Origin of the sequence: Rhodopseudomonas sp. B29 (genome assembly GCF_000333455.1) — a bacterium.
Lineage (GTDB): Bacteria > Pseudomonadota > Alphaproteobacteria > Rhizobiales > Xanthobacteraceae > Rhodopseudomonas.
Map to the genome: position 1 here is coordinate 1 of NZ_BADD01000123.1, position 14,273 is coordinate 14,273.

General features: G+C 64.1%; 13 protein-coding genes. 5 read left to right on the forward strand and 8 right to left on the reverse strand.

Annotated features, from left to right (window positions below; translation table 11 throughout):
• The first annotated feature begins 174 nt into the window (after positions 1 to 174).
• The 4 genes from hypD to I5M_RS04550 all read left to right on the forward strand — a co-directional run bounded on the left by hypD (position 175) and on the right by I5M_RS04550 (position 5,265).
• Positions 175 to 1,308 (forward strand): hydrogenase formation protein HypD, encoded by a 1,134-nt coding sequence (gene hypD / locus I5M_RS04535; protein WP_031335377.1) that lies wholly within the window; start codon positions 175 to 177, stop codon positions 1,306 to 1,308.
• The gene (gene hypE, locus I5M_RS04540; RefSeq protein WP_022720319.1) at positions 1,305 to 2,345 is read left to right on the forward strand and encodes a hydrogenase expression/formation protein HypE; all 1,041 of its coding nucleotides are present in this window, start codon (positions 1,305 to 1,307) and stop codon (positions 2,343 to 2,345) included. Before hypD ends, hypE begins: the two co-directional genes overlap by 4 nt.
• Before the next feature lie 102 nt (positions 2,346 to 2,447).
• Positions 2,448 to 3,905: a sigma-54 dependent transcriptional regulator gene (locus tag I5M_RS04545; RefSeq protein ID WP_022720320.1), complete on the forward strand. Its 1,458-nt coding sequence runs from the start codon at positions 2,448 to 2,450 to the stop codon at positions 3,903 to 3,905.
• The gene (locus I5M_RS04550) at positions 3,880 to 5,265 is read left to right on the forward strand and encodes a sensor histidine kinase (RefSeq protein ID WP_031335379.1); all 1,386 of its coding nucleotides are present in this window, start codon (positions 3,880 to 3,882) and stop codon (positions 5,263 to 5,265) included. The genes I5M_RS04545 and I5M_RS04550 overlap by 26 nt, the downstream gene beginning before the upstream one ends.
• A gap of 278 nt (positions 5,266 to 5,543) precedes the next feature.
• Here I5M_RS04550 and I5M_RS04555 read toward each other — a convergent pair whose 3' ends face one another.
• From I5M_RS04555 to I5M_RS04590, 8 genes are all read right to left on the reverse strand, one after another.
• Positions 5,544 to 6,482, reverse strand: coding sequence for a TauD/TfdA family dioxygenase (locus I5M_RS04555; protein WP_022720322.1), 939 nt, complete (start codon positions 6,480 to 6,482; stop codon positions 5,544 to 5,546).
• Between the two features lie 31 nt (positions 6,483 to 6,513).
• Entirely contained in the window at positions 6,514 to 7,464 is a 951-nt protein-coding gene (locus I5M_RS04560) for an aliphatic sulfonate ABC transporter substrate-binding protein (RefSeq protein WP_022720323.1), read from the reverse strand.
• 162 nt (positions 7,465 to 7,626) lie between these two features.
• Complete coding sequence (locus I5M_RS04565) at positions 7,627 to 8,199, reverse strand: flavin reductase family protein (RefSeq protein WP_022720324.1); 573 nt, start codon at positions 8,197 to 8,199, stop codon at positions 7,627 to 7,629.
• Positions 8,200 to 8,217: 18 nt separating this feature from the next.
• The gene (locus I5M_RS04570; protein ID WP_022720325.1) at positions 8,218 to 9,060 is read right to left on the reverse strand and encodes an ATP-binding cassette domain-containing protein; all 843 of its coding nucleotides are present in this window, start codon (positions 9,058 to 9,060) and stop codon (positions 8,218 to 8,220) included.
• A 7-nt stretch (positions 9,061 to 9,067) separates the two neighbouring features.
• Positions 9,068 to 9,874, reverse strand: coding sequence for an aliphatic sulfonate ABC transporter permease SsuC (gene ssuC, locus I5M_RS04575; protein ID WP_022720326.1), 807 nt, complete (start codon positions 9,872 to 9,874; stop codon positions 9,068 to 9,070).
• Positions 9,875 to 9,924: 50 nt separating this feature from the next.
• Complete coding sequence (locus tag I5M_RS04580; RefSeq protein ID WP_022720327.1) at positions 9,925 to 10,872, reverse strand: sulfonate ABC transporter substrate-binding protein; 948 nt, start codon at positions 10,870 to 10,872, stop codon at positions 9,925 to 9,927.
• A 217-nt stretch (positions 10,873 to 11,089) separates the two neighbouring features.
• A complete protein-coding gene (locus I5M_RS04585; RefSeq protein ID WP_199900017.1) occupies positions 11,090 to 12,280 on the reverse strand; it encodes a mandelate racemase/muconate lactonizing enzyme family protein in 1,191 nt (396 codons plus the stop codon).
• A gap of 76 nt (positions 12,281 to 12,356) precedes the next feature.
• Positions 12,357 to 13,181, reverse strand: coding sequence for an IclR family transcriptional regulator (locus I5M_RS04590; RefSeq protein WP_022720329.1), 825 nt, complete (start codon positions 13,179 to 13,181; stop codon positions 12,357 to 12,359).
• 125 nt (positions 13,182 to 13,306) lie between these two features.
• Here I5M_RS04590 and I5M_RS04595 point away from each other — a divergent pair, with 125 nt between their 5' ends.
• The gene (locus tag I5M_RS04595) at positions 13,307 to 14,272 is read left to right on the forward strand and encodes a tripartite tricarboxylate transporter substrate binding protein (protein ID WP_031335381.1); all 966 of its coding nucleotides are present in this window, start codon (positions 13,307 to 13,309) and stop codon (positions 14,270 to 14,272) included.
• Position 14,273: the final 1 nt, after the last annotated feature.

Genomic DNA, 14,273 nt, shown 5'->3' on the forward strand with positions numbered 1-14,273 from the left:
GTTTTCCGCAGGCCGGCGGTGGCGGCGTCCTTGCAATCATCGACGATCTCGTGCGCCTTCCGCATCGCGGCTGCCATCTTCTTGTTGTCGTTTGGCCAAGATCGATCCGGAGGAGGCGAGGCAGACGCTCGAATTGCTCCGCGAACTCAGCGCCGAGCCGCAGGGAGTGGCGTGATGAAATATGCCGACGAGTTTCGCGACAAGGAGATCGCGCTCGGCCTCGCGCGGGCGATCCGCAGCGAAGCCGATCCGCAAAAATCCTATCGCTTCATGGAATTTTGCGGTGGCCATACGCATGCGATTTCGCGCTATGGCCTTGAGGATATGCTGCCTGGCAACGTGCGCATGATCCACGGTCCCGGCTGTCCGGTCTGCGTGCTGCCGGCCGGACGCATCGACATGGCGATCCGCCTCGCCGAGCGGCCGGAGATCATTCTCTGCGTCTATGGCGACCTGATGCGCGTCCCGGGCTCGCAGGGCGCGTCGCTGCTGAAGGCCAAAGCGCGCGGCGCCGATATCCGCATGGTGTATTCCACCATCGACGCGATCCGGATCGCAGAAGAAAATCCCGGCCGCGAAGTCGTGTTCTTCGCTATCGGCTTCGAGACCACGACGCCGCCGACAGCGGTGATGATCCGGCTGGCGGAGAAGAAGCAGCTCGAAAATATCAGCGTGTTCTGCAACCACGTTCTGACGCCGCCGGCGATGCAGGGCATCTTGAATACTCCCGACGTCCACGGTGTCGAAATCGACGGCTTCGTCGGACCGGCGCATGTGTCCACCGTCATCGGCACCGCGCCGTACGAATTTTGCGCCAGCGATTTTGGCAAGCCCGTGGTGATCGCGGGGTTCGAACCGCTCGATATGATGCAGGCCATCCTGATGCTGGTGCGTCAGGTCAACGAGCATCGGCACGAGGTCGAGAACCAGTACAGCCGCGCGGTGAACCGCGACGGCAATCTGCGCGCCAAGGCAGAAGTGTCCGACATCTTCGAACTGCGCGACGCATTCGAGTGGCGCGGGCTCGGCCAGCTGCCGGATAGCGGGCTGAGGCTGAAGCCTGCTTACGCCAAATACGACGCCGAGCTTCGCTTCGGCATGACGGAGCTCCGCGTCGACGATAATCCCGCGTGCGAATGCGGCGACATTCTGCGCGGCGTGAAGAAGCCGGCGGATTGCAAGCTGTTCGGTACGCTCTGCACGCCGGAAACCCCGATGGGCTCGTGCATGGTGTCTTCCGAAGGCGCCTGTGCGGCGCACTGGACTTATGGCCGCTTCCGCGATCACCAACTCCGGCGGGCGTCATGAAGCCGCTCCACCGCAAGCTCGATATTCGAAACGGCTGCGTCGACCTGTCCCACGGCTCGGGCGGCCGGGCGATGGCTCAGTTGATCTCGGGGCTGTTTCACGAGGCCTTCGGCAACGAATGGCTGGCGCGCGGCAACGATCAGTCGGCCTTCGACGTTGCCGCCGGCCGCATGGTGATGACGACCGACGGCTACGTGGTATCGCCGCTGTTTTTCCCGGGCGGCAATATCGGCTCGCTCGCGGTGCACGGCACCGTCAACGACATCGCCATGGCGGGCGCGCGGCCGTTGTATCTGTCGGCGAGTTTCATCATCGAGGAAGGCTTTCGCTTCGCCGACCTCAAGATTATCGCCGAGTCCATGGGGGAGGCGGCGCGCGCGGCCGGCGTCCACATCATCACCGGTGATACCAAGGTGGTCGAGCGTGGCAAGGCCGACGGCGTGTTCATCTCGACGGCCGGTGTCGGCGTCGTGCCGTACGGCCTTGATCTGTCGGCCGAGAACGCCCGTGTCGGCGACCGCGTGCTGATCTCCGGCACGCTCGGCGATCACGGCGTCGCCATCATGTCGAAGCGGCAGAACCTCGCGTTCGAGACCGAGATCGTATCGGACTCGGCATCGCTCAACGATCTCGTCGCCGACATGGTCGCCGCTGCCGGCCCCGGCATCCGGCTGATGCGCGATCCCACCCGCGGCGGGCTGGCCGCGACGCTTAACGAAATCGCGCAGCAATCCGGCCTCGGTTTTCACCTCGTCGAGGAGTCGATCCCGGTGAAGCCGGGCGTTGCGGCGGCCTGTGAGCTGCTCGGACTCGATCCGCTGTATGTCGCCAACGAGGGCAAGCTGGTCGCGATCGTGGCGCCCGAGGACGCCGCAGCGGTGCTCGCGGCGATGCGTGCGCATCCGCTCGGCCGCGACGCTGCCGATATCGGCGAGGCGATCGCCGACGATCATCACTTCGTACAGATGGCGACGAGCTTCGGCGGCGGTCGCATTGTCGACTGGCTGTCAGGCGAGCAATTGCCGAGGATCTGCTGAGGACCCGATGCGCATTCTGCTCCGATTGCATTCTCTTAACGGCCTGATCAAGCGGCCGCATAGCTGCGCGCCAGATCGGTCTGACCGCTTTGTGGTGCTGTTGTGAGTATTCAGGGAACCATTCTGGTCGTCGACGACGAGGTCCGCTCGCAGGAAGCACTGCGCCGGGTGCTTCGGGATGATTTTGAAGTTCTTTGCGTCGGCAATGCCACGGACGCGGAGAAGCTGCTGGAGGGCGAGATCGTTCACGCCATCCTCTGCGATCAGCGGATGCCGCAGGAATCCGGCGTGAACTTCCTGAAGCGGGTTCGCGAACTCTGGCCTGATCCGGTGCGGATGATCATTTCGGGCTATTCGGAGTCGGAGGACATCATCGCGGGGCTGAACGAGGCCGGCATCTATCAGTACATCACCAAGCCCTGGCAACCGGACCAACTGGTCGAGACCGTCAAGGAGGCGGTGCAGCTCTATCGGCTGCAGAAAGAGACAGAGACCGCCGGCGTCGACGTCAAGGCGCGCTCGGGCCACATCAAGAAAGTCGTGTCGGTCAAGCGCGGGGCCGCCAAGCAGCTTCACGATTTCGACCGCATCGTGCATTCGCCCGACAGTCCGATGCGCGGCGTCATCGACCTCGGCAGGCGTGCCGCCGACTACGACATCTCGGTGCTGATCACCGGCGAGTCCGGCACAGGCAAGGAGTTGCTGGCCCGCGCCATTCACTACGGCTCGGCGCGTGCTACCAAGGCTTTCGTGGTCGAGAACTGCGGCGCGTTGCCGGACGAACTGCTCGAGAGCGAATTGTTCGGCTGCAAGAAGGGGGCTTTCACCGGCGCTTACCAGGATCGTATCGGCCTGTTCGAAGTCGCGGATGGCGGCACGATCTTTCTCGACGAGATCGGCGAGACGTCGCCCGCCTTCCAGGTCAAGCTGCTGCGCGTGCTGCAGGAGAGCGAAATCCGGCCGCTGGGCGCGCAGCGCGTGCGCAAGGTGGACGTCCGCGTGGTTGCGGCGACCAACCGCGACCTGGAGGCCGAGGTCGAAGCCGGGCGCTTCCGGCGCGACCTGTACTACCGGCTCGCGGCATTTCCCGTGCACATGCCGTCGCTACGCGAACGGCCGATGGATATCCCGCTGATTGCGGAGGGTGTGTTGTCGGCGGTCCGGACATCCTTCAATCGCGGCGGCTTGCGCTTTTCGCGCGGGGCGCTGGAGGAGTTTTCCAAATATCACTGGCCAGGCAATGTGCGCGAGCTACAGAACGAGATCCAGCGCATGGCCGTGCTGGCCGATCAGGACGAACTGCGCGCGCCACCGCAGCTCGGCCGCCGCAGCACCCGGAAGGCTGCGCCGTTGCCGACTCACGGTAAGCTCAACGGTTCGGCGTCTCTCAAAGACAAGGTGGAGGATCTCGAGAAGTCGGTTATCATCTCCTGCCTGGAGCGATACGACGGCAATATCAGCCGTGTCGCCAGTGAGCTCGGGCTGTCCCGCGTGGGGCTCAGGAACAAGCTGTCGCGGTACGATTTGAGAAGAAATGCCAAAGGTGACGCGTACTCCTGAAGCCTTCGAGACCGACTCGCTCCTCAAGCTGGTGACCAGCGGAGGCGCGATCGAGTTCGACCCCGAGCGCGAAGGTGCCTGGATCGAAGTCATCCGCAAGATGGACGAGGTCTATTCGGACCTTCTGCGTTACGAAGTCGACCTCGAACACAAGAATGCGGAACTCGAGGAAGCCCAGGCGTTCGTCACCAACGTCATCGAGTCCGTCTCCGACATCCTGATCGTCTGCGACGCGCGCGGGCTGGTGCAGCAGGTCAATTCGGCGTGCCAGCAGGCGCTTGGCCGCAGCGTCGCGGAGGTGGTCGGCCGCAACATCGCCAACGTCATCGATGCGGCCGACCGGGCTAAGCTGGCGCCATTGCTGAAGCCGCGCGCGACGCCGGATGTCGTCGACAGCGAGTTGAGATTTTCGACGGACAGCGGCAGCACCGATCTGTTCGCAATCAACAGCTCGCCGCGGCACGATCATCGCGGCCGATTCATCGGTGTGGTGCTGACCGGACGGCCAGTCGGCGAACTGCGCCGCGCCTACGAGGCGCTGCACAAGGCGCATCACGAACTGCAGCGCGCCCAGCGTCAGCTGGTCGAGCAGGAGAAGATGGCGAGTCTCGGCCGCCTCGTGGCCGGCGTCGCGCACGAGCTGAACAATCCGATCAGCTTCGTCTACGGCAACATCCACACGCTGACACGCTACCGCACCGCCATCGACACCTATCTCGACGCGGTGCATGGCGACGGCAAGGCCAGCGACCTCGCCGCACTGAAGAAGAGCCTGCGCATCGATGAAGTGATGGAAGATCTCGGTCCGTTGATCGAAGGCACCATGGAGGGCGCCGTCCGCATCAGCGAGATCGTCAAGAATTTACGCCGGCTTTCTTTCAGCAGGCTCGGCGAAGTCGAGCATGTGGATATCGAACGGCTGATCAACACCGCGGTGCTATGGGCGGTCCGCACCAAGCAGGTCCGCGTCGATCTGCAACTGGACGTCGAGCCGGGGCTGTGGATCTCCGGCAACGAAGGTCAGTTGCATCAGGTCATCGTCAATCTGGTCGAAAACGCCATCGACGCGATGCGGAGCACGGCGTCGCCTCGGCTTGTCGTGTCCGCCGCGCGCAAAGGGAACGAGGTCCTGGTCGGCATTTCGGACAACGGTCCGGGCATCGATATGGACCACATCAACCGTATCTTCGAGCCGTTCTTCACGACCAAGCGTGTCGGCGAGGGCACCGGCCTCGGTCTCTGGATCAGCTACGGCATCGTCCGCGAGCACGGCGGCGAGCTCGTCGCCGTGAACGCACCGAACGGCGGCGCGACGTTCTCGTTCGCTTTGCCGGCCGTCGCGAGGGGGGCGTCCGAGTAGAACCGTTCTGCTTCAGGGCCGGCCATCGGCAGCTCTTACCACAAGCACACCTCACGGTGAGGAGGCGCGTAGCGCCGTCTCGAACCATGTGCCGCGAGGCTCGCTTGGTTCCATCCTTCGAGACGCCCAGCTTCGCCGGGCTCCTCAGGATTAGGGCTCAGCACCTCTGGGTAGACCGGTATCGTTTCAATCAATGGAAGACGCTGCGACAATCGAGCGGATGCTGTCTGATGCCGCAGGTTCGAGAGGCCGGCTGAGGGCCGGCCTCTCATTGCGCACTACTCAGCCGCCTCGGCGATCGGCAATCTCGCCTGCGGGGCTTCGCCGGTGACGACGGACACGCGCTCTCCCCAGCGTTCTTCGGGGTAGTAGTCCCACACGGCGTGATGCTGGCTGGCCCAATTGTCCCAGACCAGCAGCGAGTTCGACTGCCAGTGCACGCGCGTCTGCAGCGCGAGCTGACCCTCGATGTGATGGTACAGATGCTGCAGGATTGCGTCGCTTTCCTTTCGCGTCAGCTGCACGATGTGCGAGGTGAACGAGGCGTTGACGTAGAGGAATTTGCGCCCGGTGCGCGGATGTGTCGCCACCACCGGATGCTCGGTCTGCGGATAGGTTTTGCCGGGATCGGGCTTGGCGCCATAGCCGGCGGTCCAGGCGAGCGAGCCGTCGTGGATAGCCGTCAGTCCGTCCAGTAATTGCTTGAACGGGTCCGACAGGAATTCGTAGGCCAGATACATGTTGGCGAAGGCGGTGTCGCCCCCGATCGGCGGCGTCTTGGTGACGCGCAGCAGCGACACCGCGATCGGACTCGGATCGCAGGACACGTCCGGATGCCAACCGTCTCCGGCGGTGAAGCGGGAGTCGCGGCCGGTCTTCCACGCCAGCAGTTCCGGATCGAATACGCCGTCGTGCTTGAAGCGCGTGGCCGCCAATTCGTGCTTGTGCAGCGCGTTGCCGAAGCGGCGGGCGAAACGTTTATGGTCTTCCCGCGTGATGTCCTGATCGCGGAACACGATTGCGAGATTTTCGTCGAGCGCGCGATGGATCTCGGCGAACTGCTCGTCGCTGAGGTCGCGGCCGAGATCGACGCCGCCGATCTCGGCGCCGATCGTGGGCGTCAGCCGCTTCACCTCGATGGTGCGATACGCTGGGCGTGTGGACGTCGTCCAGGCCTCGATGGCGACCTTGTCGTTGAAGTCTCTGTAGAAGCTCATTGCTGTTGCTCCGAGGTATGCAGGACGCCGGTCACGATGCCGGCGACCATTTCCAGACGATGTCGCGGACGTTGATCGGCTTGGGGATGAGGCCGAGCTTGTAGAAGCGATCGGCGGTCTGCTGCTGCTCGGCGGCGACCTTGTCCGTCACCGGCGTGACTTCAAATACCGAGCGCCCGACCAGCACCGCGACCACCGCCGGATCGACGCCGGTGGCGGCGGCCAGCGACTTGGTGATTTCGTCGTGATGAGTGTTTGCCCATTGGGCTTCCTTGGCGAAGCTCTGGTTGAGCAAGGCGACGACGTCGCCATGTGCGTTGGTGAATTCGCGATTGGCCAGGAAGAAGCCGATCGACTGGTGGGCATCACCGGCGAAGCTCAGCACGCGCGCCCCGCTCTTTTCCGCGAGCGCCAGATAGGGATCCCACACCGACCAGGCGTCGACAGTCCCGCCGGCGAAAGCTGCCGTGCCGTCGGCCGGCGGGAGATACACGGCGGTGACGTCGGAGAATTGCAGCCCGGCTTTTTCGAGGATGGCGACCGCGGTGTTGTGCGCGCTCGAGCCCTTCGGGATGGAGAGCCGCTTGCCCTTGAGATCGGCGACGGTCTTGATCGGCGAATTCGCCGGGACGACGATGCCTTCGTTCTTGCCGGAGCCGGGCAAAGCGGCGACGTAGAGCAGATTGGCGGCGGCGGCCTGGGCGAAGATGGGCGGCGTATCGCCGGTGTAGCCGAAATCGATATTGCCGGTGTTGAGCGCTTCGAGCAGCGGTGGGCCGAAGGTGAACTCGACCCACTTCACGGTCAGGCCCTTGTTCTTCAGCGTCGCTTCGAGCACGCCGCGCTCTTTGACCGCGGGCTGAATGCCGGCCTTCTGGAAGCCGATGCGGACTTCCTTCAGCTCGGCGGCAGCAGCGCAGATGGACGATGCCGCGAGCGCCGCGACGGCGACGGCGAGTAGCGATCTTCGCGAAGTCTTCATGAGCCAGCTCCAATGATTATTTGCGGGGTATCATTAGAGGTGGGATTGAGGCGGAGTTGAATTCCAAAGATCGGCGCGATCCGCCGGAACTATGCTTTGCGGCGCGGGTGCGATAGCAGGCAATATGCAGACTGATAAGTTCGTCGTCCGCGGCCTCGCCGATCAGCCGTGCTTGGCGCTCGGGACGCTCACTTCGGCGAGGCGCAGGAGGTCCTCGTCGCGATCGATCGCGACGTAGCTGCCCTGCCAATAGGCGAGTGATGCCTTGCGCGGCAGCGTCGCGGTGTGGACGACGCGGCCGATCAGGATTGCGTGTGTATGACGGGCGATGACTTCTTCGACTTCGCATTCGAGTGTGGCGAGCGCTCCGGACAGAATTGGCGCGCCGGTGATTCCGGCGAACCAGCTCCCGTGTGCGAACCGAGCCTCGCCTTTCAACCTGCCTTTGCCGGCGAAGCGCTCGCTGATGTCGATCTGGTCGGCGGCCAGGATGTTGACCGCGAAGCACCGGCTCTGCGCCGCGAGCGGCCCGGTCGACGAATTCTGGTTGAGGCAGACGATGAGCGATGGCGGCGAGATCGACAACGACGTCACCGCGGTGGCCGTGACGCCGACGCGTATGCCGCCCGCGTCGGTCGTGATGATGCTGACGCCGCTGGCGAGTTGGCGCATGGCATGGGCGAAATCCGCCGGAGCGACGGAGCGGCGACAGTCGTCCTCCAGAGCAACACTCATGACGGCCTCTTCGTCCGATTACAGTTCGAAGGCGTCCTCCGACCCCTTCAGCAGATCGCGCAATATCTCGCCTTCGAGCGCGGCGAGTTCCGCAGAGCCGCGCTGACGCGGACGCGGCAGGTCGATCAGCAGATCCTTGGCGATGCGGCCGTCCTCGATCACCAGCACGCGGTCGGCCAGCGCGACGGCTTCGGCGACGTCGTGAGTCACTAGGATTGCGGTGAAGCCCTGGTCGCGCCACACATCTTCGAGCAGGCGCTGCATCGCGATACGGGTCAACGCATCGAGCGCGCCCAGCGGCTCGTCGAAGGCAAGAACGCGTGGTCGGCTGACCAGCGCGCGCGCCAGGGCGACACGCTGCTTCTGGCCACCCGACAGCACCGCCGGCCATTGCCCGCGTTTGTCGTCGAGCCCGACTTCGATCATCGCAGCCTCGGCACGCGCCTTCGCATCAGGCGAACTGCGCTCAGTGCCGAGCCCGATCTCGACATTGGCGAGGACACGCGCCCATGGCAGCAGGCGCGGCTCCTGGAACATCACGCGGACATCGCCCGGCAGCTTGTCCTCGCCGAAGCCGATCTGGCCGGCGCTCGGTGCTTCCAGCCCTGCGATCAGCCGCAGCAGCGTGCTCTTGCCGCAACCGCTGCGACCGACGATGGTGACGAACTGACCGGCCGGAATATGCAGGTCGATGCCGCGCAGTACGTCGTTGTCGCCGAAGGACTTGCGCAGGCCGCGGAGATCGAGCGGCAGCGCCGCCGTCTCGGGGCGCGGCGGGGCCGCTCGCTCGGAACTTGTGTCGTCCACGTCGAACGAATTCGGCCGAGGTTCGGCGACGAGAAATTGCAGAGCTTCGATCATCGCTTCCTCACGCTTTCTGAAATGCCGGATGCCACGACAGCGTCAGCCGTTCGAGAAGCCGCGACGCGCTGTCGGCCAGCTTGCCGAGCAGCGCGTAGATCAGGATAGACAGCACCACGACATCGATCTGCATGAATTCGCGCGCCTGCATGGCCATGTAGCCAAGGCCGGATGAGGCCGCGATCGTTTCGGCGACGATCAGCGTCAGCCACATGATGCCGAGCGCGAAGCGGACGCCGACGAACACCGACGGCAGCGCACCGGGGAAGATCACGCGGCGGAACAGTTCGAGATTACTCATGCCGTAGATGCGGCCCATTTCGATCAGTTGCGGATCGACGGTGCGGATGCCGTGCAGCGTGTTGAGATAGATCGGGAAGAACACGCCGAGCGCGACCAGGAACAGCTTGGCCTGCTCGTCGATGCCGAACCACAGGATCACCAGCGGGATCAGCGCGAGATGCGGAATGTTGCGGACCATCTGCAGTGTGGTATCGGACAATCTGGCGCTCAGGCCGGACAATCCATTAGCGAGGCCGAACGCAAAGCCGATGCTGCCGCCGATGGCGAAGCCGACCGAGGCGCGCCAGAAGCTGACCCAGATGTTGCGCACGAGGTCGCCGGATTGCAGCAGCTTCCAGCCGGCAACGACAACGTCGCTTGGTGCCGGCAAAACTCGGGCTGGTACCAGCCCGAAGCTGGAGGCTGCCTGCCAGACAACGACGATCACGAGCGGTACGATCCACTGGATCAAGCCGTCGGCCTGTGGCAGACGCCAGGTGCGGGGACGGGCGAGGGTTTCGACGAGGCTCATGGGGTGGCCGCCTGTTTGGTGATTGTTCGTGGTTTATCGGTCGAGCAGGTTCACGCCTGCGGCGGCTTCCACACCGCGTCGCGCACCACGATCGGCCGCGGAATCAGTCCAAGTTGATGAAACCGGTCGGCGACGGCCTGCTGAGTCGCGACGATGTCGTCGGTCACTGGACCGACAACGAACGACGAGCGGTTGGCGGCGACCGTCTGGATGTCGAGCGGAATGCCTGTGATGGTGGCGAGCGATTGCGCCACCTCGTCGCGATGGGTTTCGGCCCACTGCGCGACTTCGCTGGTGACGGCAATGATCTGCTTGAGGATCGCCGCGTTGCGCTGCGCGAACTCGCGGTTGGCAATGTAGAACGAATTAGTCCGGCCGAGCTCGGAGGCATTGGCCAGAATGCGGCCGTTCTGCTTCAGCTCGCCTATGGTGAAATAGGGGTCCCAGACAGCCCAGGCATCGATGCCGCCTTGTGCGAAGGCGGGGCCGGCATCGGGCGGTGTCAGATAAACCGGGGTAATGTCGCCGTAAGAGAGGCCGGCTTTCTGCAGCGCCAGCAGGACGACGTTGTGGGCGCTCGATCCCTTGGTGAACCCGATACGTCTGCCCTTGAGATCGGCGAGGGTGTGGATTGCCGAATTCTTGGGAACGAGAATCCCCTGGCCATTGGTGATCGGCTGGCCTGCCGCATAGACGATCGCGGCACCGGCGGCCTGCGCGAAGATCGGCGGTGAATCGCCGACAGCGCCGTAGTGGATGCTGCCGACATTCATCGCCTCCAGCATCGGCGGCCCCGAGGAGAACTCGATCCATTTCACGCCGACGTTCTGCGAGGCGAAGTGATCCTCCAGGCTGCGACGCTGCCGAGCGATGACCAGCACGCCGTTCTTCTGATAACCGATCCGGATCTCAGTCGCCGGTTCTGCGCCAGCCTGACGCGTCAGTAGTGACGTCGTAGCTACACCGACGCTCAGTCTGAGAAAGTCTCGCCGCTGCATGCCGCCTCGTCCTTCAACAACCATTGTTCGGTTGAGAATGATGGGCAGATGACGGCGGCCTGTCGAGACGCCCGGGAAAATAGCAACGCCGATGCTGCCTTCCGGGATTGGAAAGCGGTAAATTCCTTTCGAGATCGCCGCCTCGGGATAGTTGTTCTCGCAGGCGAGGCTGCACTGTCTCGTTAAGTCGAGGTGCTTCTAGTCGTAGATGACCCCGTCACGCGCTCAGCTCGAACATCACCTTATACAGATCGGCCTTGCCTTCGAAGCCGATGCCCGGTAGCGGCGGCAGGTTGACGTAACCGTTCTCGACGCGGACGCTGTCGGGGAAGCCGCCGAACGGCTGAAACAGGTCGGGATAGGATTCGTTGCCGCCGAGTCCGAGGCCGGCCGCGATCGCCAGCGACATCTGGTGGCCGCCGTGCGGGATGCATCGCGACGGCGACCAGCCGGAGGACTGCAGCATCTCCAGCGTGCGCAGATATTCGACGAGGCCGTAGCTGAGCGCGCAGTCGAACTGCAGCCAGTCGATGTCCTTGCGCATGCCGCCATAGCGGATGAGGTTGCGTGCGTCCTGATGGCTGAACAGGTTCTCGCCGGTGGCCATCGGGCCCGCGTAGTGCTGCGCCAGTTCGGCCTGCAGTTCGTAGTCGAGCGGATCGCCGGCTTCTTCGTACCAGAACAGATCATAGGCCGAGAGCGCCTTGGCGTAGTCGATCGCGGTCCGCACATCGAACCGGCCGTTGGCATCGACCGCGAGCTGGCAGCCGGCCGGCAGCATGCCGAGCACGGCCTCGATGCGCTTGAGATCATCGGTGAGCGGCGCGCCGCCGATCTTCATCTTCACCACGGTGTAGCCGCGGTCGAGGTAACCCTTCATCTCGTCCATCAGCTTCGCGTTGTCTTTGCCGGGGTAATAGTAACCGCCGGCGGCGTAGACGAAGACCTTTGGATCGGCAATGCGGCCGTGACTGTCGGCAAGATACTGAAACAGCGGCTTGCCGGCGATCTTGGCGGTCGCGTCCCAAACCGCCATGTCGATGGTGCCGATCGCCACCGAGCGTTCGCCGTGGCCGCCCGGCTTCTCGTTGCGGAACATCGTCGCCCAGATTTTATGCGGATCGAGATTGTCGCCGGCGTCGTTCAGCAGGCTGCCGGGCTCCGCCTCCATCAGCCGCGGGATGAAGCGCTCGCGCATCAGCGCGCCCTGGCCATAGCGCCCGTTGGAATTGAATCCGTAGCCGACGACGCGCTTGCCGTCCCGCATCACGTCGGTGATGACGGCGACGAGGCTCAGCGTCATCTTGCTGAAGTCGATATAGGCGTTGGCGATGGGCGAGGCGATGGGGTAGGTGCGTTCCCGGATCTCGACGATGCGCAAGGCGGCTCTCCTGTTTCGGGGCTGCATGTAGCAGTCGATGGAAGGCGGCACCAATGCCGATTTGTCATCGGCCCTGCAGCGTGACGCTGAGCTCCCGCGGGTCTCAAGCCCTCGGCGACCGAGCCTGACCGGACTGCGTCAGCATCGCCAGCTGTCGCTCGATGGCGGTCGCGCTGTGTTGCAGCACTTCGGCCACCTCCTGCTCACGGCGCGCGCCGAGGCGGGCTTTGATTGCGGTGAGCGTCAGAGCGGCGGCGGGCCTGTTGTTCCTGCTCTTGATCCAAACCGAAATCGACTTTGTTCCGTGGACGAGACCTGCCTCGCGCAGGCTGTAACCGTGGCGGCGGGCGGCGGCGATCTGGCCAAGAATGGTCGGCGCATCGGTGCGGTACACGTCGAAGCGGCGTTCGTTGTCGCTGACGATCTTGCGCGCCTCCTGGCCGGGCAGCGCAGCCAGGATTGCCACGCCGGCGCTACTGACGCCGAGCGGCCGGCGCGCGCCGATCTCGATCGACAGCACCTGGATCGGATAAGCGCCCATACGTCGGTCGATACACAGTGTGTCGTTGCCGGTGCGCACAGTCAGGAACAGCGTGTCGCCGAGTTCGGCTGACGCGCGGCTGAGGATCGGGTCTGAGGCGATGAGCAGCGCCGGCCGGCTCGGACGGGCGAGGGCGAGCTCGGGGACCTGCCGTCCGATCGCGTAGTTTTTGCCCTGCCGCTCGACGATGCCCTCTTCGATCAGCACGTGAATGATGCGGTGCACAGTGGGACGGCTGAGACCGGTGACGCGCACGACCTCGCTGAGCGCGACGCCGTCCTGCTGTCCCGCAGCCAGAATGCGCAACACACCGACTGCGCGTCGGATCGATTGCGCACCGCGGCGAGGCGCCGGGTCGTTGCCGGCTATATTGTCGTTGTCCACCATATGAACAAAAACGACACATTTCGGTCGACACGTAAAGCCCTTGCGCCAATGTTGGCCCGGCTCGCCGATTGGACGGCGCAACAACAACAGGCGGATAACGCCAACAACAAGCCGGGAGGGAATCGATGAGACGTCTTTGCTACGCCTTGCTCGCCGTCGGCGTGATGCTGGCCAGTCCTGTCGCTGCGCAGCAATGGCCGGCGCGCAGCGTCAAGCTGATCGTGCCGTATCCGGCCGGCGGCAATGTCGACAGCGCCGCGCGTATCATTGCCGACAAGCTTCAAGAGCGGCTCGGCCAGCCTTTCATCATCGACAACAAGGCCGGAGCAGGCGGCGCCATCGCCGGCGAAGTCTTCGCCAAGTCCGCGAACGACGGATATACGCTGTTCGTCGGCGCCAACGGCCCGGTGCTGTTCGCGCCGGTGATCAACAAGCGCGACGCCTATAATTGGAAGCGCGACTTCGCGCCGATCTCGACGATTTCGATGACGCCGCTGGTGCTGGAAGTGCATCCCTCGGTGAAGGCGACGACGCTCAAGGAATTCTTCGATCTCGCCAAGGCCGAGCCGGGCAAGCTGACGATGGCGTCACCCGGCGCCGGCACGACCAACCATCTGCTCAGCGAGCTGGCGCAGTCCTCGCTCGGGTTGAAATGGGTCACCGTGCACTATCGCGGCAACGCGCCGGCGACCAATGATCTGCTCGGCGGGCAGGTGAACTTCGCCTTCGATCAGATGTCGGTGGCGCTGCCGTTCCTGAAGAACGGGTCGTTCCGGGCGTTGGCCGTCACCAGCCAGCGTCGTTTGAAATCATTGCCGGATGTGCCGACGTTCAGCGAGCTCGGCTACAAGGACTTCGACGCGCAAACTTTCACCGGCCTGTTCGCTCCTGCGGGAACGCCGGCGCCGATCATCGACAGACTGCACGACACGCTGGCCGCTATTCTCAAAGACCCGGCCATCGTCACTAAGTTCGACAATCTCGGCGCCGAAGCCGTCGCGATGACGCCGGCGGAGTTCACCGCCTATCTCGAACGCGAAGATGCCAAGTGGATCCCGGTGGTCCGTGCGGCGAATATCAAGGCTGACTGAT